The organism is Mesorhizobium sp. M4A.F.Ca.ET.020.02.1.1, from assembly GCF_004022645.1.
Taxonomy (GTDB): Bacteria; Pseudomonadota; Alphaproteobacteria; order Rhizobiales; family Rhizobiaceae; genus Mesorhizobium.
Window position 1 is genome coordinate 1 of record NZ_RZOI01000019.1, and the last position, 22,796, is coordinate 22,796.

At 63.3% G+C, this 22,796-nt stretch carries 26 protein-coding genes and 1 pseudogene; 26 read left to right on the top strand and 1 reads right to left on the bottom strand.

What is annotated here, in order from left to right; all coding sequences use genetic code 11:
- The first annotated feature begins 160 nt into the window (after nucleotides 1-160).
- From EN742_RS02910 to EN742_RS02920, 3 genes are all read left to right on the top strand, one after another.
- The gene (locus EN742_RS02910) at nucleotides 161-508 is read left to right on the top strand and encodes a hypothetical protein (RefSeq protein ID WP_128332385.1); all 348 of its coding nucleotides are present in this window, start codon (nucleotides 161-163) and stop codon (nucleotides 506-508) included.
- A 62-nt stretch (nucleotides 509-570) separates the two neighbouring features.
- The gene (locus tag EN742_RS02915) at nucleotides 571-2,448 is read left to right on the top strand and encodes a terminase large subunit (RefSeq protein WP_245492245.1); all 1,878 of its coding nucleotides are present in this window, start codon (nucleotides 571-573) and stop codon (nucleotides 2,446-2,448) included.
- A gap of 4 nt (nucleotides 2,449-2,452) precedes the next feature.
- Complete coding sequence (locus EN742_RS02920; RefSeq protein ID WP_128332387.1) at nucleotides 2,453-3,856, top strand: phage portal protein; 1,404 nt, start codon at nucleotides 2,453-2,455, stop codon at nucleotides 3,854-3,856.
- A gap of 193 nt (nucleotides 3,857-4,049) precedes the next feature.
- Here the strand turns inward: EN742_RS02920 and EN742_RS39965 are convergent, their stop codons facing one another.
- A complete protein-coding gene (locus tag EN742_RS39965) occupies nucleotides 4,050-4,178 on the bottom strand; it encodes a hypothetical protein (RefSeq protein WP_281034932.1) in 129 nt (42 codons plus the stop codon).
- A 10-nt stretch (nucleotides 4,179-4,188) separates the two neighbouring features.
- Here EN742_RS39965 and EN742_RS39085 point away from each other — a divergent pair, with 10 nt between their 5' ends.
- From EN742_RS39085 to EN742_RS03035, 23 genes and pseudogenes are all read left to right on the top strand, one after another.
- The gene (locus EN742_RS39085) at nucleotides 4,189-4,707 is read left to right on the top strand and encodes a hypothetical protein (RefSeq protein ID WP_245492246.1); all 519 of its coding nucleotides are present in this window, start codon (nucleotides 4,189-4,191) and stop codon (nucleotides 4,705-4,707) included.
- 131 nt (nucleotides 4,708-4,838) lie between these two features.
- Nucleotides 4,839-5,534, top strand: a complete 696-nt coding sequence (locus tag EN742_RS02930) for a head maturation protease, ClpP-related (protein WP_128332389.1) — start codon at nucleotides 4,839-4,841, stop codon at nucleotides 5,532-5,534.
- A 99-nt stretch (nucleotides 5,535-5,633) separates the two neighbouring features.
- The gene (locus EN742_RS02935; RefSeq protein ID WP_128332390.1) at nucleotides 5,634-7,091 is read left to right on the top strand and encodes a phage major capsid protein; all 1,458 of its coding nucleotides are present in this window, start codon (nucleotides 5,634-5,636) and stop codon (nucleotides 7,089-7,091) included.
- A 117-nt stretch (nucleotides 7,092-7,208) separates the two neighbouring features.
- Nucleotides 7,209-7,712 (top strand): hypothetical protein, encoded by a 504-nt coding sequence (locus tag EN742_RS02940; protein WP_128332391.1) that lies wholly within the window; start codon nucleotides 7,209-7,211, stop codon nucleotides 7,710-7,712.
- Nucleotides 7,713-7,792: 80 nt separating this feature from the next.
- Complete coding sequence (locus tag EN742_RS02945) at nucleotides 7,793-8,179, top strand: hypothetical protein (RefSeq protein ID WP_128332392.1); 387 nt, start codon at nucleotides 7,793-7,795, stop codon at nucleotides 8,177-8,179.
- Nucleotides 8,176-8,700, top strand: a complete 525-nt coding sequence (locus EN742_RS39970; protein ID WP_128332393.1) for a DapH/DapD/GlmU-related protein — start codon at nucleotides 8,176-8,178, stop codon at nucleotides 8,698-8,700. The genes EN742_RS02945 and EN742_RS39970 overlap by 4 nt, the downstream gene beginning before the upstream one ends.
- Nucleotides 8,694-9,320, top strand: a complete 627-nt coding sequence (locus tag EN742_RS02955) for a hypothetical protein (protein ID WP_128332394.1) — start codon at nucleotides 8,694-8,696, stop codon at nucleotides 9,318-9,320. Before EN742_RS39970 ends, EN742_RS02955 begins: the two co-directional genes overlap by 7 nt.
- A gap of 20 nt (nucleotides 9,321-9,340) precedes the next feature.
- On the top strand, nucleotides 9,341-9,958 hold the full coding sequence (locus EN742_RS02960; protein ID WP_128332395.1) for a hypothetical protein: 618 nt from the start codon (nucleotides 9,341-9,343) through the stop codon (nucleotides 9,956-9,958).
- Nucleotides 9,943-10,590, top strand: coding sequence for a hypothetical protein (locus tag EN742_RS02965; RefSeq protein ID WP_128332396.1), 648 nt, complete (start codon nucleotides 9,943-9,945; stop codon nucleotides 10,588-10,590). Before EN742_RS02960 ends, EN742_RS02965 begins: the two co-directional genes overlap by 16 nt.
- A gap of 5 nt (nucleotides 10,591-10,595) precedes the next feature.
- Entirely contained in the window at nucleotides 10,596-11,006 is a 411-nt protein-coding gene (locus EN742_RS02970) for a hypothetical protein (RefSeq protein ID WP_128332397.1), read from the top strand.
- Nucleotides 11,003-11,356 carry a hypothetical protein gene (locus EN742_RS02975; protein WP_128332398.1) on the top strand — a complete coding sequence of 118 codons (354 nt, stop codon included), beginning with the start codon at nucleotides 11,003-11,005 and terminating at the stop codon, nucleotides 11,354-11,356. Before EN742_RS02970 ends, EN742_RS02975 begins: the two co-directional genes overlap by 4 nt.
- Nucleotides 11,356-12,030, top strand: a complete 675-nt coding sequence (locus EN742_RS02980; RefSeq protein WP_245492247.1) for a hypothetical protein — start codon at nucleotides 11,356-11,358, stop codon at nucleotides 12,028-12,030. The genes EN742_RS02975 and EN742_RS02980 overlap by 1 nt, the downstream gene beginning before the upstream one ends.
- Nucleotides 12,031-12,450, top strand: a complete 420-nt coding sequence (locus tag EN742_RS02985) for a hypothetical protein (RefSeq protein ID WP_128332400.1) — start codon at nucleotides 12,031-12,033, stop codon at nucleotides 12,448-12,450. It begins immediately after the preceding gene.
- Entirely contained in the window at nucleotides 12,447-12,635 is a 189-nt protein-coding gene (locus EN742_RS02990) for a hypothetical protein (protein ID WP_128332401.1), read from the top strand. The genes EN742_RS02985 and EN742_RS02990 overlap by 4 nt, the downstream gene beginning before the upstream one ends.
- Before the next feature lie 77 nt (nucleotides 12,636-12,712).
- On the top strand, nucleotides 12,713-14,182 hold the full coding sequence (locus tag EN742_RS02995; protein WP_128332402.1) for a phage tail tube protein: 1,470 nt from the start codon (nucleotides 12,713-12,715) through the stop codon (nucleotides 14,180-14,182).
- Between the two features lie 80 nt (nucleotides 14,183-14,262).
- Nucleotides 14,263-14,838, top strand: a complete 576-nt coding sequence (locus EN742_RS03000; protein WP_128332403.1) for a hypothetical protein — start codon at nucleotides 14,263-14,265, stop codon at nucleotides 14,836-14,838.
- Between the two features lie 103 nt (nucleotides 14,839-14,941).
- Nucleotides 14,942-15,379, top strand: a complete 438-nt coding sequence (locus EN742_RS03005) for a hypothetical protein (RefSeq protein ID WP_128332404.1) — start codon at nucleotides 14,942-14,944, stop codon at nucleotides 15,377-15,379.
- Nucleotides 15,316-15,741 carry a hypothetical protein gene (locus EN742_RS03010; RefSeq protein ID WP_128332405.1) on the top strand — a complete coding sequence of 142 codons (426 nt, stop codon included), beginning with the start codon at nucleotides 15,316-15,318 and terminating at the stop codon, nucleotides 15,739-15,741. Before EN742_RS03005 ends, EN742_RS03010 begins: the two co-directional genes overlap by 64 nt.
- Nucleotides 15,738-19,922 (top strand): phage tail length tape measure family protein, encoded by a 4,185-nt coding sequence (locus EN742_RS03015; protein ID WP_128332406.1) that lies wholly within the window; start codon nucleotides 15,738-15,740, stop codon nucleotides 19,920-19,922. The genes EN742_RS03010 and EN742_RS03015 overlap by 4 nt, the downstream gene beginning before the upstream one ends.
- Nucleotides 19,919-20,590: a DUF2460 domain-containing protein gene (locus EN742_RS03020; RefSeq protein WP_128332407.1), complete on the top strand. Its 672-nt coding sequence runs from the start codon at nucleotides 19,919-19,921 to the stop codon at nucleotides 20,588-20,590. The genes EN742_RS03015 and EN742_RS03020 overlap by 4 nt, the downstream gene beginning before the upstream one ends.
- Entirely contained in the window at nucleotides 20,583-21,647 is a 1,065-nt protein-coding gene (locus EN742_RS03025) for a DUF2163 domain-containing protein (RefSeq protein ID WP_128332408.1), read from the top strand. The genes EN742_RS03020 and EN742_RS03025 overlap by 8 nt, the downstream gene beginning before the upstream one ends.
- A gap of 8 nt (nucleotides 21,648-21,655) precedes the next feature.
- Nucleotides 21,656-22,057 carry an NlpC/P60 family protein gene (locus EN742_RS03030; RefSeq protein WP_128332409.1) on the top strand — a complete coding sequence of 134 codons (402 nt, stop codon included), beginning with the start codon at nucleotides 21,656-21,658 and terminating at the stop codon, nucleotides 22,055-22,057.
- A pseudogene (locus tag EN742_RS03035) lies at nucleotides 22,045-22,796 on the top strand (hypothetical protein); the annotation flags it as partial. The gene EN742_RS03030 and the pseudogene EN742_RS03035, both read left to right, overlap by 13 nt.

The following is a 22,796-nucleotide window of genomic DNA, read 5'->3' on the forward strand; positions in this document are numbered from 1 at the left end:
TTCGAAAAGTGGCTGAAAAACCCAGAAAAGTCAATCGTTTCATAGGCGTAGAACGCCGATCCTCATGACCAAGAAGCCAGCGCCGAAGAAAAAAACAGCGTCGAAAGGCGGGCGACCGGCTTGGCGGCCGTCGATCGACGATCGTCAGACGGTCGAGCAGATGAAATTCTGCGGCGAATCGGAGAACGTCATTGCGCGCGCGCTCGGTGTCGCTGTCGAAACGCTCCGCAAGCATTGCGCCGACGAGCTCGCCGACGGTCACGCGCATCGCCGCAAAGAGCTGACCAGCCTGCTCTTCACGTCCGCTCGTGCGGGCAACGTGTCGGCTCAGAAACATCTCGATGCGCTCGGCCGTGCCGCCGGCGCCGACGAGACCGTGAAATCTCGAGCGCCCCGTCCAGCCAGGCTCGGCAAGAAGGAGGAGCAGCAGGCCGCGGCCGAGGCGGTGGCCTCCGCCAGCAAATTTGCGCCACCGGCGCCACCGAAGCTCGTCGTCGATAATCGTTGACCCCACAATGGTCGACCGCCTGCCCCGATTGGGAGCAGCGGATCCTCCGGCGACAGTCGCTGGTGCCGTTCTCGCCTCTCTTCCCTGATGAGGCAGAAGCCGCCCTGGCGGTGTTCAAGTCGCTCTACGTAGTCGACGTCCCGCAGATCTACGATTCGGCAACCGACCAATATCGACACCCCACTTTCGGTGAAGTCTCCGAGGAATGGGTATTCGATTTCGTCAGGGCGATTTTCGGCGCCTATGACGCCACGACTGCGAAGCGATACATCCGCGAGTTCTTCCTCCTCATCGCGAAGAAGAACGGAAAATCGACGATCGCCGCGGGCATCATGGTCACGGCGTTGATCCGGAACTGGCGGCATTCGGCGGAGTTGTTGATCCTGGCGCCGACGCTCGAGATCGCGAAGAACTCGTTCGAGCCGGCGCGTGACATGGTCAACGCCGATCCTGAGCTGAGGAAGCTTCTCCACATCAAGGAGAACGTCCGCGAGATCAGGCACAGGATCACCAAAGCGGTCCTCAAGGTGGTCGCCGCGGACACTGATGTCGTCGGCGGCAAGAAGGCCGCGTTCGTCCTGGTCGACGAGCTCTGGATATTCGGTAAGAGGCCGAACGCCGACGCAATGCTGCGGGAGGCCACCGGCGGACTAGCATCACGCCAGGAAGGGTTCGTCATCTACCTGTCAACGCAATCGGATGAGCCACCGGCTGGTGTCTTCAAGGGGAAGCTGCAATATTTCCGCGACGTCCGCGACGGGAAGGTGGTCGATCTGAAGAGCTTCGGAATGCTCTTCGAATTCCCCACCGATTTCCTCAAGAGTGGCGCCTATAAGGATCCGGCGAACTGGTTCATCCCGAATCCGAACCTCGACAAGTCGGTTTCGCTCGAGTTTCTGCTCGACAAATATAACGAAGCGGAGCGCACCGGCAAAAGCGCGCTGATCTCGCATGTCGCCAAGCATCTCAACGTCGAGATCGGGGTTGCGCTCGGTGGCGATAGCTGGGCTGGTGCGGAATTCTGGCTTGAGCATCCGAAAACTGGCGTCTCCAACGTCGATTGGACGATCACGCTCGACGAGCTGCTGGCGCGCTCTGAGGTCGTCACGATCGGGATCGACGGCGGCGGCCTCGACGACTTGCTCGGACTCGCCATCCTCGGTCGGGAAGCTGCCGAAACAGAGGTCTGGCTCGAAATTGATGGCGAACCGCGCCTGCAGAAGGTGAAGCGGTTGCTGTTATGGTCGCATGCCTGGGCGCACGAGATCGTCAAGGAGCGCCGCAAGGAGATAGCGCCGGCGCTGGATGATTTCGCGAAGCTGAAGCAGCTCACCTTCGTGAAGCTACCAGGCCAAGACGTCTACGAGCTCGCCGAGATCGTCTTCAAGGTCGACGACAGCGGGTTGCTTGCCGAAAAGGAAGCCGTCGGGGTTGACACCTTCGGCGTCGCCGCGATCAAGCGAGCGCTGACCGCCGATGGCGAACGCGGCCTCGATCCCGACCGGATCGTTGGAGTCCCGCAGGGCTGGAAACTCAATGGCGCCATCAAGGATTTTGAGCGCGATCTCGCCGGCGGCGTGCTGATCCATCCCGGGATGGAGCTCATGAACTTCTGTGTCGGCAACGCGAAGGTGGTGCCACGCGGCAACGCGATCTCGATCGACAAGGAGGTCAGCGGCTCCGCAAAAATCGACCCGTTCATGGCCGGCCTCCACGCCCGCGTCCTAATGGGGCTGAACCCGCAACCGGCGGGTCGCTCCGTCTACGACACGATGGAAGACGAGGAAGAAGCCGCTGGCGCCGCGGAAACAGATGCCGAAGACCTGCAATCGGACGACATCGACCCGCAGATTCTTGCCGATCCATGGCATCCGCGGTGGCAAGAGATGAGGGAGCGGTGGGAGCGCAAGCACCTCACTGCCGACGAGGAAGTTTTCTGAACCCATGACATCCACCGCCTCGGTGCCGCGCCTCCGTATCAAGGGGACCGGTATCTATCTCGACGACATCGTGGCGCAGCGCACGATAAGCGAGCCCCGGCACCCCGATCGCCGCCGTTTCTACAACGGGCCGCGCACGCTCGCCGGCGTCTCGGTGACACCGGATACCGCGGTGACGATCTCGACGGTGTGGGCCTGCCTTCGCTACCTCTCGCAGACCGTCGGGGTGATGCCGTGGCGCGTCATGAAAGAGGTCAAAAACGGCGCAACCGTACAAAAGACCCATCCGACCGACTGGCTGCTCTGGAAACGGCCGAGCCCGGAATGGTCGTCGATGCAGTTCCGCGAGACGCTCACCCATTGGGCGCTGCGCTGGGGCAACGGGTATGCCGAGATCGAGCCCGACCAGCTCGATCGACCTTTCGCGATGTGGCCGATTCATCCGGAGCGCACCCAGGTCTGCCGCGCCGTCGACGATGGCTACAGCAGCGCCGGCGATCCGATTCTCGAAGGCGAGCTCTTCTACGAGGTCAACAACGGTGACGGCGCCGCGGGTGGCCGCGTCAAGATCGCAGCGAAGCGGATGTTCCATATCCGCGGCTTCGGTGAAGGTCCCGTCGGCGTCAACGTCGTCCAGTATGCGGCGGAATCGCTGGGCTGGGCGAAGGCGGCGCAGCTGTTCGGCGCCTCGTTCTTCGGCAACGGTGCCACCCCGGCGACGGTCGTTCTCAACAAGAAACCGCTGAAGTCGGCTGGGCTCCGCCGCCAGCGCGCTGAGTTCGAACAGCTCTACAAGGGTCCCCGCAACTCCAACAAGACCGCCTTCCTCGACAACGAAGCCGACATCAAGAGGATCGGCCTCAACGCTGAGGAAACCCAGCTGCTGGAGATCCACCAGTATCTGGTCGAGGAGATCTGCCGCTGGTTCGGGGTGCCACCGCATAAGGTCATGCACTTGCTGCGAGCGACGTTCTCCAACATCGAGCAGCAAGCCATCGAGGTCGTCGTCGATAGTGTGTCGCCTTGGGTGAAGCGCTTCGAGGATGAGGCCGATTTCAAGCTGTTCGGCCAGAACCGCGGCAACCTCTACACCAAGATCAACATGCGGGCGCTGATGCGGGGCGATTCGAAGACGCGCGGCGAATACTACAAGTTGATGCGCGAGGCCGGCGCCTATTCGCCGAACCGGATCCTGGAGCTCGAAGACGAGAACACGATCGGTTCGGACGGCGACATCCATACGATGAATTCGACCTATACCACGCTCGAGCGGATCGCGAACCCGCCGGACCCCGCCACTGCAGGCATCGGCCACAACGGTGGACCCCCGATTGAGCCTGACGAGGCAGCACAAACCAACATGGCGGAATTCCATCGCCTGATGGGTCGGGAGGTCGAGCATGCCTAACGGCGTCATCGAGAACAGGGCGAACAAGAAGACGCCAGGGGAACCGCCGGCAGCACCAAATCCGTTTGCCCAGCTCTGGGGCGGTCTCCGCGATCTCGCCGGCCGCGTCATCGCTTTGGAAAAGCTTCCGCTCGGCCGCGACGGCCGCGACGGCGTCGCCGGTCAAACCGGCCCGCAGGGTGAGCGAGGTCCTTCAGGCGAGCGAGGTGAACCCGGTCCGTCCGGTCGTGATGGCGCCGCCGGTGCAGCGGGCGAAGCGGGTCCGCGTGGTGAGCGTGGCGAAACCGGTGCCCCAGGTCCCGTAGGCCCTCGTGGCGAGCAAGGCGTCGCTGGTGAAGCTGGCCCTCGTGGGGAGATTGGTCCTCAGGGTATCGCGGGCGGGGTTGGCGCCGTCGGCCCAAAAGGCGAGCGCGGCGAACCTGGCCCCCAAGGCGAAGCCGGTCCGCGCGGTGAAGCAGGCCCGCAAGGTCAAGCTGGTGCGAACGGCATTGCTGGTGCAATTGGCGCGGCTGGCGCCCCCGGCGAGCCCGGTCCGCGTGGTGAGCGTGGCGAAACCGGTCCTGCCGGCATTCAAGGTGAGCGCGGCCCCGCAGGGGAACAAGGCGTCCCGGGTCGCGACGGCCGCGACGGCCAGCCGGGCGCACAAGGCGAGCGTGGGCCTGAAGGGCGAGCCGGAGAGATCGGCCCTCAAGGCGAACCCGGACCTCAGGGCGTCGCCGGCGAGCAAGGTCCCGCAGGCGAGATCGGGCCAGCCGGCGAGCGCGGCGCCACCGGCGAACCCGGCCCGGCAGGACCGAAAGGCGCCCGCGGCGATCGCGGTCCGGAAGGTGCAGTTGGTCCGGCTGGGCTAGATGGCGCCACTTTCGAGTTCAGCGAGTCCTATCCGGTATCGGCGGCCGATCTGAACAACCTGCGAGTCATCGAAATGACCGATCAGGCCGGCGTCACCCGCCGCGTCATCACACTCGACTGAGGGGGCAACATGGCGAAACTCATCAAGCAGCTGCAGGCGAAGACTGCGAGCATCAAGGTCGTAGCTCGCGGTGCGCAGCGCGCCGAGATCTATGTCTACGGCGTCATCGGCGGCGACTGGTTCGGCGACGGCGCCTCGGCTTCACAGTTCGCCAAGGATCTGAAGGCGGTCGGCAATGTCACCGACATCGATCTTCACATCGACAGTGAGGGCGGCTCCGTCCAGGACGCCCAGGCGATGTACACGCTGCTGGTGGCGCACTCCGCCAAGATCACCACCCACATCGACGGCTGGGCGTGCTCAGCGGCATCGTTCCTCGCAATGGCCGGCGAGAAGATCCTCATCGGCGAGGGTGGCATGTTCATGATCCACAACGCCCGCATGATGGCCTACGGCGAAGCCGAGGACCTCGAGCGGGGCGCCGCACTGCTGCGCACGACAAACCAAACCATCCTGCAAAAGTATGTCGATCGCACCGGGCTCGCCGCTGACAAGGTGAAGGGCTGGATGGATGCGGAGACCTGGTGGACCGGGAAGGAAGCCGTCGACGCCGGCTTTTGCAACGAGGTCGTCGCCAATCTGAAGGTCGCCGCTGTTGCCGCCCGCGACGGCAAGCGGGACGTCTCTCCCTTCAAGAATGTGCCGCGCGCGCATCGGCCGCGCCGCAACGAAGCCGCGGCAAAACTGGCGGCACTCGCAAAATAACGAAATCCCGGGCCGGTCCGGTAGCCCCCACTGCCCTTGGGCAAGGCATCGGGTTCGTCACGAGGTGACGCGCCTCTCACCCCTTATGGAGAAAACCATATGACCAAGCACGTTGTGCTGCGGGCCGGCAACGGCTTGCTCCTGACTGGTGCGTCCCTCGGCGCGCTGCTGAGCGGAGCCGCCTTCGGCCCGATTACCATGGATGCCGTTGCCGCGCTCGAGGAGCGCCGCAACGACCTCATGGCGGAATCGCAGGCGATCATCGACGCCGCCGACGAAGGCGAAGTCGATCTCACCGATGACGAAACCGACAAGATCGAGGCGAATAACGCCGAGATCGTCAAGATCGATCGCCAGATCACGGCCCGTAAGGCTCTGGCACCGCCGCAGGGTCAGGGCCGCAAGACGACACCGGAGCCGGTGAACAAGATCAGTGGCGGCGACGGCCAGGGCCGCCGCATCCCCGCGACACCACGCCAGGACAACCAGCGTCATGGCTTCTCCTCGTTCGGCGCCTTCGCCATGGCGGTGAGCGGCCACTACAGCCGTAAGGAGAACGATGAGATCACCAAGCTGCGCAATGCCGCGACGACCTACGGCAACGAGGGTACCGGCGCCGACGGCGGCTTCCTGGTGCCGCCGGAGTTCTCGGAGCGGATCTGGCAGAAGGTGGAAGCCGAGGAAAACCTCCTTACCCGCTGCGCTCCGCTGGTCACCAGCAAGAACAGCATGGCTATCCCGAAGGACGAAACGACACCGTGGCAGTCGTCCGGCGGCATCCAGGTCTACTGGGAGGGCGAAGGCCAAGCCCCGGCGGCCAGCAAACCTGCTCTGGAACTGGGCTCGCTGCGCCTCGCCAAGCTGTTCGGTCTGGTCCCGATCAGCGAGGAACTCCTCGATGATGCTCCCGGCCTAGAGTCCTGGCTGATGGTCAAGGCGCCGTCGAAAATGACCGCCAAGATCAACACTGCGGTCGTCGCCGGCACCGGTGTCGGTCAGCCGCTCGGCATGATCCCCGGTTACGCCGCCGTTGGCCAATCGGTGGTGCAGGTTTCGAAGGAAACCTCGCAGCCGGCGGATACCGTCTGGTTCGCCAACATCAACAAGATGTGGTCTCGCATGTATGCGGGCTGGCGCCGCAACGCGATCTGGCTGATCAACCAGGATGTCGAACCGCAGCTCGAAGGCATGGCCTTCGTCGGCAACGGTCTGACCCCGACCGCGGCGTCGAGCACCCCCGCCTACATGCCTCCGGGCGGCGTCGCCGATGCTCCTTATGGCCGCCTGAAGGGTCGCCCTGTCGTTCCGATCGAGGCTTGCGCCGCGCTTGGCGACCTCGGCGACATCATCCTGTGCGACCTCAACCAGTACTGGGCTCTGACGAAGGCTGGTGGCATGACCACCGACACGTCGATCCACCTGTACTTCGACCAGGCGTTGACCGCTTTCCGGTTCATCTTCCGCGTCAACGGTCAGCCGGCGTGGTCGAGCACGATCACGCGCCAGAATGGCTCTTCGAACGAGCTCTCCTGGGCGGTGGCGCTGCAGGCCCGCTAATCGGCTGGGCGGCTCACGCCGCCAGTCGACATCCTCCCATCAAAACGGCGCGCCGCTGGGCCGCCATTCCGAAGGACCACACCAATGAACAAACTTTTCGTTGAGGGCCATCAGGTCGTGCTGCTGTTCAAGCCGGTGGCCATGAACGCCGCCGCCAATAGTGGCGACTACGTCAGCATGAAGAACTACGGCCGCTGCACCATCATCTTCATCAAGGCGGTTGGCACCGCCGGCGACGATCCCACCCTGTCGTTCAAACAGGCAACGGATGTCTCGGGTACCGGCGTCAAGGCGCTGGCATGTTCGCGCATCGACAAAAAGCAGGCGGCCACGGATCTCACAGCCGTCGGCACGTTCACGAAGTCGACTTCGGACTCGCCGGCGTCCAACGATACCTTCAACACCACGAACGGCACCTGGACAAACTCCGATCTCGCGGAGCAGGCCGCTGTCGTCGTCGCGGATTTCAAGGCCGAAGATCTCGACATCGCGAACGGTTTCGACTGCCTCACGATGAACGTGGCCGACGTCGGCACCAACGCCCAGCTGGGCACCGCAATCGCGATCCTCAGCGAACCTCGCTACTCGAAGGAAACGGTGCCGTCGGCGATCGTCGACTAATCGCCAGACCATATAGGTGACGCGGCTCTCGGCCCCTCAGCCGGGAGCCTCGCTTTTCTCAACAAAGGAGAACTCCGACAATGAAGCTCAGGTTCATCAAGAAGGCGCCAGGCCGCCCCGAATACCAGGTCGGCAAGATCTATGATTTCGATGGTCCGGTTGCGAAGACCTACGCCGACAAGTACATTGAGCGCGAGTGGGCCGTTGAGGTTGGCAAAAAGCAGGCCGCCGCCACGGTCGAGAATGCAGATGTCGGCGGTCAAGCCAAACAGGCCAGCGACGATGATGCAGGTGATCAGACCGTCGATCGCAGCAACATCGAAATCCCGGACAACTGGAACGAACTTCCGGCGTCCGATCTGCGCACCCTCGCCGATTCGCTTTCCGACACTCCTACCCGCAACAAGGCCGAAGCCATCGCCGCGATCGAGACGGAACTCGCCCGCCGCGCCGCCGACGCGCAGTGATCGACCCAAGCGCCTTCATCCATGAGAAGGCACACCTCGACGCCGAGACGGTAAGCCTCGGCGCCGGCACCAAGATCTGGCAGTTCGCCAGCGTAATTCGCGGCGCCGTGATCGGCAGCAATTGCGTCGTCGCCGCCGCCGCGCAGATCGACGGAGCCAGGATCGGTGACGACTGCCGGATCGAATTCGGTGTTTCCGTCCCGCACGGTGTCCTTATCGGCGACCGCGTCTTCATCGGACCCGGGGCGATCTTCTGCAATGACGCCTGGCCGAACGCCGGACGAGATGGCATCGATCACGACGCGGTCGCCGCTGGCTGCACAATCCGAGTCGAGGATGACGCCTCGATCGGCGCCGGCGCCATAATCCTGCCAGGTGTCGTCATCGGAGCGCGAGCATTCGTCGCCGCCGGCGCCGCAGTGGACAGGAACGTGCCAGCGAACATGGTGTGGCGCCGCAACGGCTATGTGGGGCCCTATCCGAAGGATTATCGATCGAGACGGATGCGGCTCATATGTTGACCATCGCCACCGTCTTTTGGGACGCTAATTCTGGCTCCTACGAATTCAGCCGCTGCTTCGACGAGGAATGGGTAGAAAAGCTCTACCGCGGCTTCAAGCGCAATCTGACGGTGCCGTTCCGCTTCGTGTGCTTCACGGAGCGTCCGCGGCAGATCCATGAGGAAATCGCGCAGCAGCCGATCGCGACGGACCCACCGGGTTATGGGGCTCTGATCGAGCCGTATCGACTTGGTGACCCCATGATCCTGGTTGGGCTCGATACCATCGTCGTCGGCAACTGCGACGCGCTCGCTGCGCATGTGCTTGGCGGTGGTGCACTCGCCCTTCCTCGCGACCCCTATGCCCGGGAGCGCGCCTGCACGGGCGTCGTCCTCGCGCCGGCGGGAAGCGAGAGGATCTGGCTGAACTACACCGGCATAGAGGACATGGAGCACATGCGGAAGCAACCGCACGTCTACATCGACGACCTCTTTCCCGGCCAGGTGTTGAGCTGGAAGGGCGATATACGCGGTCGCGGTGACGAAGCACCCCCGCCTGGCGCCAGCATCATCTACTTCCATGGGGCCAGTAAGCCCCATGAGCTTAACCATCTCGACTGGGTGTGGGAACATTGGAGCTAGATCGATGGGCGCCGCAGCCGATGTGGCGCGGCACCACGGCCTTCGTCATCGCATCCGGTCCGAGCCTCAACCTGGCGGTCTGCGACAAGGTCAAGGGGTTCAACGCGATCGTCGTCAACGCCTCTTTCCGGTTGGCGCCATGGGCTCCGATCTGGTTCTTCACCGACGGCAGCTTCTATGAGGATTACTGGGATGCCATCGAGGCATGGCAGGGCGAGATCGTCACGTTGTCAAAGGCGGCGAAACAGGACCTCGGCGACCGTGTCCATCTGCTGAGCGCTGAAGGTGATCCCTCACTCCGGCTCCGCGAGTTTCCGCTGGCGGGGTATCACTCGGTAGCGCAAGGGCGCACGAGCGGCCACACCGCCGTTTCCGTTGCTGTCGCGCATCGGCCCGCGCACCTCGGTCTCGTCGGCTTCGACATGCAAGTGGTCGACGGCCGTGAGCACCACCACGACGAGTACGCTGGACCGCGTGATCTCGGCGTCTATGCCAGCGACTATGTTCCCGCCTTCGCGGGTTGGAATGCGGCGGCACTGCGCGCTGGGGTCAAGATCTGGAACTGCACCCCGGGCTCCGCGGTGAAGGAATTCGAATTCGCCGACGTCGACGAGGTCATCGCATGCGCTCACTCCTGACCGTCACGACGCCGGCAAGCGATCTTACGCTGCTGAGCATCGAGGAGATGCGATCAGCCGCTGGCGTCACTGGCGGCGGCTCCGACGCCGCTTTGCGCGCCATGGAAAAGCGCATCGCGGCGCTGATTGCGACGGAGTGCGACATCGCGGTGGCTCCGGGGACGCCGCCGACGCTGCGCAGAGAAGCCCTTGTCCAGACGATCTACCAAGCCTGTGGCGAGATCCTTGTGCTGGCGAGGCGCCACGACATCGTGATCAGTAGCATCGTCGAGGATGGCGTCACTTTGCTCGACACCGACTTCATCGTCGATCCAGAAAGCGGTGAATTGATCAAGTTGTGCGACGGCTATTCGAGCTGGTGGTCCGCCAAGAAGCTGATTGTCGAATTCTCCGCCGGTTTTGCGACAGTGCCAGAGGACCTGAAAGAGGCGGCTGTCGACTTCCTCCGCGCATCATGGCTTGAGCAAAGCCGGGATCCGCTGGTGAAAAGTGAGCGGACCAATATTCCCGACGTCCGGGAAGTCGAACGCCAGTACTGGGTTGGCAGTGTGCCAGGACAGAGCAGTGAAGGTGCAGTCCCGGCCGTTGTGGTCGGCAAGCTCGCCCGCTTCAACAACGCATCCCACGGATAGGTGCCATGGATACACCCGGCGTCTTCAGCCTCGGCGAATTCACCATCACGGCCGCGGGAACTCAGGTCGGCGAAGCCGTCACCGGCCTCGAGGGCATGCTTGCCGCCCTTCTGCAGCTGCGTCTCGCCTATGGCTCCGGCGGCACCGCCATAAAGGCCTACGTCCAGTGTTCCGCCGACCAGGGGACGACCTGGTACGACGTCGCCTGTATCGTCTTCGGTGTTGCTGGCGAGGTTGCCCTCCTGAACCTGTCAGCCCTGACGCCGAAAACAACGGCCGTGGTACCGGGGGACGGCGCCCTGGCCGACGACACCGCTGTCGACGGTCTGCTGACGGACCGCATGCGCTTGAAGTTGGTTTCCACGGGCACCTATGCCGGGCAAACGGTGCTTTCCGCCCGACTGGTGGCGCGGTGACGCCGCAAGAACTGATCGATGACCTCGATGCTGCACTCATCGAGACCGGTCAGACGGTGACGCTCCGGCGTCTCACACTTGGGCCCGGCGGAACCCAGATCCCGTTCGATGTGGAAAACGTTCCGGCCGCGATACGGCCGCTGAAGCCAGAAGAACTCTTCGAAGGCGTCGATCAGACCGCCTCACGCGTCGTGATCTCGCCGACCGTCATCACGGCTCGACAGTTCCCGCTTCCGATCCGCAAGGGCGACAAGATCGTCGCCAACGGCAAGGTGCGCAATATCGAGTTCCCGGGCCCGATCTATGTGCAGGATGTCCTGGTGCGGCTCAATATGGCGGTCGCGGGCTGATGCCCTTCGAAACCTTCGAGCGCGATCTGCGGCTCGCCACAACCGGCCTGCAGCCGGCCGAGATCAACAAGCGGCTCGCCGCCTTCGCGCGCGGCCAACTCGCCGAGGTCATCGCTTCCGGCGAGGGCTCCAAGAACTACGATCGCTTCGTCAACGGGCGCCAGGGCGCCCCCGAGGAGACCGTGCAGGTCCCTGGCGCCATCCTCTACGCCTTCAACTGGTGGGCTGAGTTCATTGATACCGCAAAGGCGGAGCTCGATCGCCAGGCGCCACGCAAGACCGGCCGCTACGCCAGAGCTTTTATCGTGATCAGCGGCAACAAGCTCGTCACCGATTACCACGGGATCCCGAGCGGCGCCGAGGTCATCATCACTAACTTCGAGCCGTATGTGCGCCGAGTGGAAGCGCAGGAGAAGGTCTTTGCGGCGGCGCGGTCGGCGTTGTCCCGCCGCTTCGGCAACTCCTTCCGCGTCGAGATCCGGTTCCTCAGCATCGCCGCCGGCGTGCACCCGTCGATCCCCTACGTGCTGAAAGGCGCTTATGCGGCGAGGCGCAACGCACGTCGCGCCAATCCAGCGAACTTCCGTGGCCAGCAGCTACCTCGCCGCAAGGACCAGGAGCCCGGCCAGCCGATCACCTATCCCGCCCTCATCATCAACGCGATCGCCGCCTGAATGTCCTCCGTCGTCGCCTTCGACACCATCTCGCAGCGTCTGACCGCGAGTTGGACCACAACCGATCTCGTCTTCGAGAACGATCCATACGATCTACCCGGCACGCCGGCAGCGTTCGTCTACGTCGAGATGTGGGGCATCCCCGGAGGTTTCGATCAGGAATCGATCGGTGGTGGCGCCGATCGCGATGACAATCTCTGGCGCGAGTGCGGCACCCTCGACATCCACGTGATGGTGCCGAACGGGACTGGCAGTCGCGACGCCAGGGTCAAGGCTGATGCCTTGATTGACCTCTTCCGAGGCTTCGAGATCGGCGACGTCACCTTTCTTGAGGCATCGGTCGGCGAGGGCAAACCCGGCCGCCAGTTCGCCAATTACTGGGCGATGACAGCATCAATTTCATGGAGACGAGACCAATGAGCCTGACCGTCAAGAAGCCGTTCACCACCGCACTGCAGCGTTTCAGCGTCGGCGACGAGATCCCGGACGACACCAACCTCTTCCCGCACACCGCGGAAAGCCTGGCCGAAGGCGGGTTCGCCGGGAAGCCACCTTCCTCCAAGTCGGCCAAGACCAAGGCCGACGACAAGCCTACCGAAGACTAAAGCAGCCTCTCTTCCTTATCCCTCAACCCTCGTCCCGCCCGGTCTGACCGCGGCGCAATCTGCCATGGAGATCGATCATGTCGGACGCAAATCGCGTGCGCCTCACCCACGTCAGGGAGGTCACGCTCGGCACCACCCCGAACACCCCGCGCATGCGCACCGCGCGCATGACCGGTGAAACCCTCCGTTTCGCGCCGGCCTTCGTCAGCTCGGAAGAGCTCCGCGACGACCGCATGAACGCCGATCCGATCAAGGTCGACGAGATGAACGACGGCCCCGTCAATGGCGAGCTCTCGTTCCCCGTCGACAAGTCGCCGTTCTCCGACTGGATCGAATCGCTGTTCTGCAATACCTGGCTGAACCAGCCCTTCCGCGACAACGACGGCACCGCGGACAGCGTCATCACCGGTGCCGCGACAACCAACACCGAGGTCACCCACACCACCGGCGACGCCTTCGTCGCCGGCCATCTGGTGCGCTTCACCGGGTTCGGGATCTCCGGCAACAACGGCGTCTTCAAGTGCACGACTGGCGGCGCCACGACGTCCCGTTATGTTGGCTCCGGCATCACCGATGAGGCCGCCCCACCGGCGGCCGCCCGCATGAAGGTCGTCGGCTTCCAGGGTGCCGCCGCCGACATCACTGCGGCATCGAACGGCATCGCCTCGACCTTGCTCGACTTCACCACCCTGGGGCTGAGGGTCGGCCAGTGGCTCAAGATCGGTGGCACCGCGACCGGCGACAAGTTCGCCACCGCGGCCTGCAACGGCTTCGCCCGCATCATCGCGATCGCCGCCAACGCGATCACCCTCGACAACCTGCCGACGGGCTGGACGACAGATGCCGGTACTGGCAAGACCATCAAGGTCTTCGTCGGCGACAGCATCAAGAATGGTGTCTCCACGATCAGCCAGACACTGGAGCGCGGCTTCCTCGATCAGTCGGTGCCGACCTACATCGCGCAGCGCGGCATGGTCGTCGACCAGGGCGTCTTCAATTTCGCGACGAAGCAGATCGCGAAGTACAACTTGACGTTCGGGGGCATGACCGGCGCGGAAAGCACGACGTCACTGGACGCCTCGCCCGATGCCGCCACCACCAACGCCATCATGGCGGCTGCGGTCAATGTCGGTCGCATCGCGGAGAACGGCACGATCGTCGGCGGTCCGAATTTCATCGAATCCGTTGACATGACGATCAAGAACAACCTCCGCATGATCGGCGGCATCCGTTCCGACGGCCTCGTCGGCGCCGAGGACATCGGCAAGGGCTCCGTCGACGTCACCGTGGCGATGTCGACCTATTTCGGCAACGATACGCTGCTAGCCAAGCTCTTCGCGGGTACGGCAACAAACATCAATCTGCGCATCGCCAAGAACAGCCAGGCGATGATCTGGGCGGTGCCGCGCCTCACCCTGACCGGCGGGCAAACCAACGCGACGGCGAAGAATACCGACACCAAGCTGCCGCTGAACGCCGAGGCCTCCTATGACAGCCTGACGGTGTCCCACGTCCTGCTGGACAGATTTGAGTATTATGAGGCCTGATATAGAGTAAGCGAGCCGAAGCAATGCTTCCAACACTGCTTCGGCTCTAGCCACCAACCTGCGATTGGAGCGCAAGGTCAATGGGTCTTCCGATCCTTAATGCTTTAGCCTGCATAGGCAAGCCGGTTTCCATCTATGCGCTGGTCGATCCGCGCGATTTGAAAGCCTTCTATGTTGGCGCAACTACGAAGCTTCTCTGCAATCGGCTTTCGTCACACACCAATGACGCGCGGCAACAGATGCCAGGCACTCGGTGTGATCGAATTCGGTCAATCCTTGAGGACGGTCTCAGAGCACATATTTCCGTCCTTGAAGTGGTCGAGGCAGCCGAGTGGCAGGAGGCTGAGCAGTTCTGGATTGCCTATCTGAGAGCCATCGGCGCTAGCTTGGCGAACAAGGCAATAGGCGGTGCAGGTGCAACAGGCACCAAGCAGACCGCCCAAACAAGAGCGCGTCGGCGAGCCGCAGCATCCGGCCGCGACATGACAGCACTTCATACGCCAGAAGTTCGCGACAGGGCGGCGCGGTCAATGCGCCAGCCGATCGAAGTGAACGGCCGAAGGTTCGACGGCATCAAACGAGCGGCAACAGCCCTCGGGATGCCTTACAGCACCCTTCACCACTGGCTGAAGACCGGTCGGGCTACCCGCCTCTAATAGATCCCGCGCCGACAGGCGGGCAGACTTCGTGCAGCACGAACGCTGGCGCGGTTTTGTCGGACCGCGCCAGCACCCTTTCCGACAAAAGGATACCGACAACATGACCATCAAGCTCGCCAGCCTTTCCGCCGATCTCAAAAAGGAGCGCGAAGGCGACTGGATCGAGGTGAAGGACTGGAACGGTCTTAATCCCGACAAGCCATTCGAGGTCGTCTCTCTCCCGGGTCTCGCATTCCTCGTTCGCTCCAACAATTACCCACCGTTTGTTACGGCCCGCCAGGCCGCGCTCGAGAAACTGAAGCAGGACTATCCGAGTGGCAACGCGCCGCCGGACATCACCGCCAGGCTCGATGGCGAGCTCATCCTCGAGCACCTTCTCCTCGGCTGGAAAGGCCTGGACATCGAATACGCCGCTGATGCCGCCCAGGTCATTATGGTAGCTGAAGAGCACCGCAACCTGCGCTCCATGGTTCAGTGGTGCGCCGGCCGCGTCGGCAAGAAGCAGGTCGAATTCGTCGAGGCCGCCGCAAAAAACTAACTGCGGCCTTCCGCTTCGATCTGGAGTGGAAAGGCCATGCCGACTGGCTCAAGGAACTCCATCAGGAGTATCCGGACGAGATCCCCGCATCGAAAATCCCTCGCCGGCCCGATGAGGCCAGCGAGGAGGCCTGGCATCAGTTCTACTGGCAGGCATGGAACGTCCTAAGATTCGATCGTCCCTATCCCTATGGCGGCGGCGAGAAGCCAATCAGCTTCCTCGCCTACGACGCCTTCGCGCGTCGTTACGGCATCGAGGGCGAAGCCTTCGATCGTTTCCACATCTTCATGACGGCGATCGACGCGGAATGGCTTCGCTACATCGCCGAAAAAGCCAGGCAAAGAGAGGAGGCTGACAAATGACCGTACGTCTCGACAGCCTCCGCGTCGGCGCCGAATTTGACGCTTCAAAGTACCAGACCGGCGCGCAGCAGATGACTGCCGCCGATCGGGCGATGATCTCCTCGAAGCAGGCCCTTGGCGCCGCCTTCACCCAGGCGGACGCCAAGGTCAGCCAGTCCGGCGACAGCCTGGCGCGCCTCAATCGCACCTATGTCGAGGGATATCGGAACCAGGAGCGCTTCGAACAGGGCCTGCGCCAGATCAGTCGGCAGCTCGACTCCGGCAAGACCGATATCGATGGCGCCACGCGCCTGCTCGTCGGCATGGGCCAGAAGCTGGGTGTCACCGCCGATGCTTCCGCGCTGTTCGCGCAGGGCCAGGTCCAGCTTGCCACCGCCGTCGGTATCGCCAACACCCAGCTTGAAGCCCAGGTCTCGCTGATCGAGCGTGCCCGGGCCGAGCAGGCCGCCGCCAACGCCCAGCAGATCGCCGCGGCGAACCAGAACAAGGTCAACACGGTTCTTGGCGTCGCCGTGCCCACTACGGGCAGCGCCAGCGCGTCGGCATCGGTCTTCGAGGCGGAATTCGCGCGGCTGCAAACCATTGCAGAACAGCGTGCCGCGCAGATCGGCCAGAACTTTGGCGCCGATCTTTCCTTCAGCCTGGTCGCCGGCACCCGCAAGAGTGCTCGTGACGCCGCCACGGTCTTCGAGGCCGAGCTCGACCGCATCGACCAGATCGCAGCACTGAAGGCGCAGCAGGCCGGCAGCTACTTCCAGCAGGATCTCAACACGCGCTTCGGCATCGGCGTCTCGGGCAAATCGGCGCGGGGATCCGCCGAGGTATTCGAAAACGCGCCTCGTCCAGGCGGCCCTCGTCTGTCCTCCTACCAGATGCAGGGCCTCGGCTATCAGGCCAACGACATCGCCACCATGGCGCTGCTTGGCGCATCGCCGACCCAGATCGCGTTTTCGCAAGGCGGCCAGGTTCTCCAGACTCTCCAGATGGGCGAAGGCGGTATCGCTGGCTCGCTCAGCGCCATCAAGGGCGGAGCGGTTGCGGCAGGTACCGCGTTGGCCGGCGTGCTCGGCACGACTGGACTGATCGCCACCGGCTTCGGCGCCGTCGCCCTCGCCGCCGGTGCTTTTTATCTCGCCACCCGCGATAAGGCGAAGGATCTCAACGCCGTCCTCAGCCAGCAGAAGGATATCGTCTCTTCGCTCGGTCCCGCCTTCGAGGAGATGGCGAGCCAGCAAAAGGGCCCCTATGAAAACGTGGGGGTCGGCCGCCTCACGCTGGAAAAAAACCTGCAGGATGCTCAGAAGGCAGCGGGCGAGCAGGCGCGCAAGGCGATCAGCGAGGCGCAGGGTTCGGGTGGCACCTTCCTGAATCTTTTCCGCATGCTGCCGCAAGGTGCGCAGAGCGCGCTCGGGTATCGTCCTGAGGCTCAAGAGTTCGATCGCATCATCGAGGGAGCCTCCAAGAGCGAGATGAGCATCAATGATGCTCGTACCGCTCTGCAGCGCTTCGGTGAGGATCACCCCGACTTCGCCTATGTCATCGGCCGCTTCATGGAGATGACTGAAGCGGCGGCGCAATCGGAACGCCAGGTCGGTAAGTTGGCCGGCATCGTTGATCGATTCGCCAAGATCAGGCTGCCCGAAAAAGGCATCCTGCCGAAAGGCGCCGCCGGCGACGAGCTCGACGCCGCCACCATCGCGGCGAGGAATCGCGCCGATCGCCAGTTCGCCGCCGATCAGCTGTCGCTGAACGCGAAGTCGCCACAGGAGCTCGCGGCGGCGGCTCGCGCCCAGGCTGGTGCCACCGTCAATTCTGACGAAACCGCCGCGATGCGATCGAACCGCATCGACCTCGCCGGTAAGAAGGCGCTGATCGAGGCGGAACATCAGCTGAAGGAGGCTGAGGATCAGCGCCAGCGGTCAATCCTTCAGACTGTGGCGGCGGCGAAGCTCGACGCCGATTCGGTCGGCAAGACGACGGCGGCCGTCGAAGCCGCGAAGTTTGAAAGCCAGCAACTCGCCCAGATCCGCGAGGAAGCCGCCCGCAACGGCATCACCAGCGAAGCGGAGATCCAGAAATACTACGGGAAATCGATCGAGCTGATCCGTCAGCAGGCCGCCGAATACGGGAAGCTGATCGCGCTGCAGGAAGCTCGTTCCACCATCAAGCAGCAGGAGCAGGATCTCGAACTCGGCAAGACCGAGCTCACCACGCTCAATGACAACACACTGGCGCGCAATCGCGCCATCGAGGCTGCCAGGACTGAACAGCAGATCAAGCGGCTCGGCATCCCACTTTATGGCGCCGAAGCCGAGGCGATGCGCAAGAACACCGCAGAGCTCTCCGCCCAGGCGGATGCGATGGCGCATGCAACGCTGCAACGCGACCTCATGTTCGAGCGTCAGCAGATCCTGATGAATTCGGATGATGCCGCGATTGCATCCCGGCTGCAGAGCGCCGGCTTGCCGGTCGACCTCAACTCCATGGAAGCGCAGATGATGCGCTACAACCTGGCGCTGTCAGAGACGAAGGATACCTTCAAGGGGTTCTTCACTGACATGTTCTCGGGCCTGCGCGAAGGCAAATCGCTGTGGGAGAGCTTCAAGGATGCCGCCGTCAACGCGCTCGGCAAGATCGCCGACAAGCTGATCGACCGCGGCCTCGACGGCATCTTCAATTCCATCTTCGGTGACGGCCAGACGTCAGGCGGTGGCCTCCTCAGCCAATTACTGGGGAACTCTGGTTCGCAATCGCCGTCTTCGGCTAATGGTGGTTCGTCGTTGCTCGGCAAACTGTTCGGCGGCGGTGGCGCCACCCAGTCCGTTGCCACAATGCAGGTCCAGGCCGCCACCGTCATCGTCAATGGTGGCATCGGCGGCGGTGGCATCCCAGGGCTTGATGCCATCAACTCATTCCTTGGCGGGTCCTCGTTCAAGCCGAACACCACGCTTTCCGATATCCTCGGCTATGGTGGTGCGGCGAACGACAACACCAGTCAGAACTATATCCAGACGCGCATCGATCAAGCGTTCGGCACCACGGCGACGCAAGGGTACATCCAGAGCCGGATTGATCAGGCGTTCGGCACGGTGTCGCCCGGGCTTGGCGGCATCTTCTCGCCGTCTGGTGGGTACGCCAGCGTTCTCGGCGGCGGCTCGCTCACCGGCAGCATAGGCCAATACGCATCCGCGATCCGGGCGGTGGAAAGCCTTGGCAGCGGCGGGTACTCCGCACTGGGCCCTGTGCTGAAGAGTGGCGACCAGGCGCTTGGCGCCTATCAGATCATGGCGAGCAACTTGCCGTCATGGTCTCAGTCCGCACTTGGCAGGTCGGTGTCGCGATCTGAATTCATGGGCTCGCCTGACATTCAGGATGCCATCTTCGAGCATCAGTTCGGGAGCTACCTCAACAAGTACGGTAATCCTCAGGATGCCGCCTCGGCGTGGTTCACCGGTGGCCCGCTGTCGAGCGGCGCCGGCAAGATGGATGTGCTTGGCACCACCGGTTCGAAGTATGTCGACAAGTTCAATTCGGCGCTGGAGAAGCTTGGCGGCACCACCCAGAGCGCGACGGGCGCGCTGAATTCGCTTGGTGGCGCCTCGCAGGGGCTGATATCGAAGTTCACCGAGATGGGCCAAAGCCTCTTGAGCAGCCTGACGCCGGCGACGAGCGGATCGGGCTGGTTCCAGGGGCTCTCAGGTCTGTTTGGTGGCTCCGCTGGTGCCCTCGGCTTCATGAATTCGATCTCGCCCGCCGCCACCTCCGACATCCTTTCCGGCTCGTGGGGCCTCTTCGACCGCGGCGGCTGGACCGGCGCCGGCGCGAAGGACCAGCCCGCCGGAATCGTCCATGCAGGCGAGATCGTCTGGAGCCAGGACGACATCCGCCGCGCCGGTGGTGCCGGTGTCGTCGAAGGCATGCGTCTGGGTTATCGCGGCTACGCCAGAGGCGGTACCGTGCTCGACCGCAACCGCTTCGCTTTCGGCAGCCGGCATAGCGACAGCATCGGAGCATCGGCGTTCAATGGGAGCCGCCACAACGGCGCCGCCAACGATCGCCCGACCACCGTCAACCAGACCAACAACTTCATCTTCCGCGAGAATCCGGCGACCCCGGCGAGTCAGAACCAGATCGCAGCCAAGACCGCCCGGTCGGTCGAGAAGGTGAGCAGGACAGCATGACGTTCTACAATGTCGTGGTGCCAGGTTCGGTCTCGCAGGGGACCGAGGCAGCGCCGGTTAGCCTCGTGGATATCGCCCGTGGCCCGACGGGATTCGAGCAGCGGAAATCGAAACGGTCCCGGCGCCTGCGTCGCTTCAATATCGCGAAGAACATCCGGAGCGTAAACGACGTCTACGACATCCTGCAGCTCTTCGAGGTGATGAATGGTCCCCAGCATTCCTTCGCCTGCAAGAACCTGATCGACTATAAGAGCTGCAAACCCGCGAACGATATTTCGATGACTGACGCCCTGATCGGCGTCGGCGACGGCTCCAATCTCAATTTCCAGCTGAAGAAGCAATACAAGGTCACCAAGGTCGACAACACGGTGGTTGCGATCGATCGCACCATCTATCTACCGATGGTTGCCAGCGCCGGCATCCCGGCGCCTCTCATCGCGGTCGACGGCGTCTTGAAGACGGAAGCGGTTGACTACGTCATCAACTATGAGACCGGCGCGGTGGCCTTCATTGCAGGTCATGCCCCGGCCAACCTCAAAAATGTAACTGCCGGCTTCTGGTTCAACGAAAAGGTACGGTTCGATACCAATGACCTCTCCCAGGTCATGGAATTCTTCCGTGTCGGTTCGGTGCCGTCGATCCCGCTGATCGAGGTGCTCAATGACTAGGACGGTTCCAGCCAACGTCGCCACCGCGATCGGCTCGACGGCGTTCGAGCTCGCGACACTGGTGCTGATCACGCAGCCTTCCGGCGATCGGCTGGCCTATACCGACTGGGGCGAGCCGCTCGACGTGGATCTGTTCGGCGACGGCACCGAGACCTACCAGCCTGCAAAGTTCAACGAGCTTTCGGCCTTCTCGGCGCAGATCAACGCGCCGATCGACGACCGCGAGTTCAAGATCAACCTCGACAGCGACACGCCGACCGCCAACGATATCAGGCGCGGACGGCTGGACAACTCGACGGTCGCCATCGGCTATGTCGTGCCAAGTGATATCGCAAACCCGTGGTTCTACGCCACCTACGATTTCGGCCAGGCAGGTATCAACGGCCTCGTCGCCCGTCTCGAAATGATGGGAACGGAGAAGCGGCTCGAGCAGCCCGTCGGCCGCACGCTCACCGCAAACTGCCCGTTCAGTTACGGCGACAAGGATTGCGGCATTCCGACCAGGGCCGATGCCTGGGCCGATTCCCACGCTTATGCGCTTGACGACATCGTCAAGCGACTGACCGGTTCGGGCATCTACTGGTTCAAGGCGACGGTCGCCGGGACGAGCGATGTTGCGGAGCCGACCTGGCCGTCCACGCTCGGCGGCACCGTCGTCGATGGCGGCGTGACCTGGACCGCGATCCGCGCGCGCCGTCTGATCGGCACCGTGACGGCGTCTCCCGATCGGCTCACCCTGACGGCAACCGGCATCAGCGTTGCGGCCGACTATTACGGCGAGGGCTTCATCACCTTCCAGACCGGGGCCAACGCCGGCGACGTGCGCAAGGTGAAGTCCGACAACGGCACTGGCGCGCTGGTCATTCACCAGGCCGCCTATGACGACATTGCCATCGGCGACACCTTTGAGGCTCTGGTCGGCTGCCGGCATCGCCGCGTCGAAGACTGCATCACCAAGCACAACAACGCGGCGAACTCGCGCACCAAGACGCTGCGCTATGGCGGCTTTGACTTCCTCGCCGGTGAGAACATCACCGCAACCGCTCCGAAGGCCTGACCGACCGAATGACCGCAGAAGCTTTTGTCGCCGCCGCACGCGCCTTCATCGGCGTGCCGTGGGTGCACCAGGGCCGCTCAGAGCGCGGCATGGACTGCGTTGGCCTAGTCGTGCTTGCCGCGCGCGCTGTCGGCATCGACGCCCCGACGAAGGCCGACTACGGCCGGTTCCAGTATTACCCGCAGGCGCGCGAATACCTCGAGCAGTTCTGCGACCGCGTCGGCTCGCCCGAGGTCGGGGATATCGTCCTCTTCAAGACGACGCAGTCGCTGCACATGGCCATCGTCTCCGAGGTCGCCGAGGGCCGCATCGTTCGCGTGATCCAGGCGCTGGGCCACAAGGCCAACGTCGTCGACACCGCCCTGGCATTTCCTCCGCTTCAGCTTTGGAGGCTGAAATGGCCTTCATAGCGCCTCTCGCCGGTGCCGCTGTCGGTGGCGGTCTGCTCGGCTCGATCGTCACCACCGCCGTCGGCATCGGCATCAACCTCGCCATCGCCTATTTCTTCCCGCAGAAGATCAAGGGACCGCGCGCCGAAAGCCTGAAGGCGCAGACCTCGCGCTATGGCGAGCAGCTCACCCGCTGGTACGGTGCCGTCCGCACCGCCGGTGCCGTGATCTGGCTCAAAGGCGACCATGTCGACGAGCACGTCAAGACGGAGCGCCAGGGCAAGGCGCTCGGGCCGGAGGTCACGACCTACAGCTATACCGCCACCTTTGCCGTCGCCTTCGCCTGGAACGGGCCAGCGAGCGGCATCACCCGCATTTGGGCCGACGACAAGCTGATCTTCGACGTCTCGTTTGAGGCGCTTCAGAATGCCATCGACAACGGCGGCAAGGGCATCGGCGTCGCCAAGGGCGCCTCGATCACGCTCTACCTCGGCACCGATACACAGGAGCCGGATCCTGATATTGAAGCTGACCGAGGTGCGGGCAACGTGCCGGCATGGCCCGGCATCGTCTACGCCGTCATCAAGAACCTGCCGCTCGACGAGTTCGGCATCCGCGTCCCAAACATCGAAGCTGAGATCACCCAGGCGCAAAGTTCGGCAACGACCAGCGTCGCTCCGACCTATGCCTCGGCCGCCGTTTCGCTGGTTGACTGCTATGGCGACTATTTCGCCAATGCTGGCGGTACGACGCTCTATAT

What these genes read in the sequence shown, in the direction of transcription:
- EN742_RS02910 (WP_128332385.1), top strand. Translation starts at nt 161, where the DNA reads ATGAAATTCTGCGGCGAATCGGAGAACGTCATTGCGCGCGCGCTCGGT.
- EN742_RS02920 (WP_128332387.1), top strand. Translation starts at nt 2,453, where the DNA reads ATGACATCCACCGCCTCGGTGCCGCGCCTCCGTATCAAGGGGACCGGT.
- EN742_RS02930 (WP_128332389.1), top strand. Translation starts at nt 4,839, where the DNA reads ATGGCGAAACTCATCAAGCAGCTGCAGGCGAAGACTGCGAGCATCAAG.
- EN742_RS02935 (WP_128332390.1), top strand. Translation starts at nt 5,634, where the DNA reads ATGACCAAGCACGTTGTGCTGCGGGCCGGCAACGGCTTGCTCCTGACT.
- EN742_RS02945 (WP_128332392.1), top strand. Translation starts at nt 7,793, where the DNA reads ATGAAGCTCAGGTTCATCAAGAAGGCGCCAGGCCGCCCCGAATACCAG.
- EN742_RS02955 (WP_128332394.1), top strand. Translation starts at nt 8,694, where the DNA reads ATGTTGACCATCGCCACCGTCTTTTGGGACGCTAATTCTGGCTCCTAC.
- EN742_RS02960 (WP_128332395.1), top strand. Translation starts at nt 9,341, where the DNA reads ATGTGGCGCGGCACCACGGCCTTCGTCATCGCATCCGGTCCGAGCCTC.
- EN742_RS02965 (WP_128332396.1), top strand. Translation starts at nt 9,943, where the DNA reads ATGCGCTCACTCCTGACCGTCACGACGCCGGCAAGCGATCTTACGCTG.
- EN742_RS02970 (WP_128332397.1), top strand. Translation starts at nt 10,596, where the DNA reads ATGGATACACCCGGCGTCTTCAGCCTCGGCGAATTCACCATCACGGCC.
- EN742_RS02980 (WP_245492247.1), top strand. Translation starts at nt 11,356, where the DNA reads ATGCCCTTCGAAACCTTCGAGCGCGATCTGCGGCTCGCCACAACCGGC.
- EN742_RS02985 (WP_128332400.1), top strand. Translation starts at nt 12,031, where the DNA reads ATGTCCTCCGTCGTCGCCTTCGACACCATCTCGCAGCGTCTGACCGCG.
- EN742_RS02990 (WP_128332401.1), top strand. Translation starts at nt 12,447, where the DNA reads ATGAGCCTGACCGTCAAGAAGCCGTTCACCACCGCACTGCAGCGTTTC.
- EN742_RS02995 (WP_128332402.1), top strand. Translation starts at nt 12,713, where the DNA reads ATGTCGGACGCAAATCGCGTGCGCCTCACCCACGTCAGGGAGGTCACG.
- EN742_RS03000 (WP_128332403.1), top strand. Translation starts at nt 14,263, where the DNA reads ATGGGTCTTCCGATCCTTAATGCTTTAGCCTGCATAGGCAAGCCGGTT.
- EN742_RS03005 (WP_128332404.1), top strand. Translation starts at nt 14,942, where the DNA reads ATGACCATCAAGCTCGCCAGCCTTTCCGCCGATCTCAAAAAGGAGCGC.
- EN742_RS03015 (WP_128332406.1), top strand. Translation starts at nt 15,738, where the DNA reads ATGACCGTACGTCTCGACAGCCTCCGCGTCGGCGCCGAATTTGACGCT.
- EN742_RS03020 (WP_128332407.1), top strand. Translation starts at nt 19,919, where the DNA reads ATGACGTTCTACAATGTCGTGGTGCCAGGTTCGGTCTCGCAGGGGACC.
- EN742_RS03025 (WP_128332408.1), top strand. Translation starts at nt 20,583, where the DNA reads ATGACTAGGACGGTTCCAGCCAACGTCGCCACCGCGATCGGCTCGACG.
- EN742_RS03030 (WP_128332409.1), top strand. Translation starts at nt 21,656, where the DNA reads ATGACCGCAGAAGCTTTTGTCGCCGCCGCACGCGCCTTCATCGGCGTG.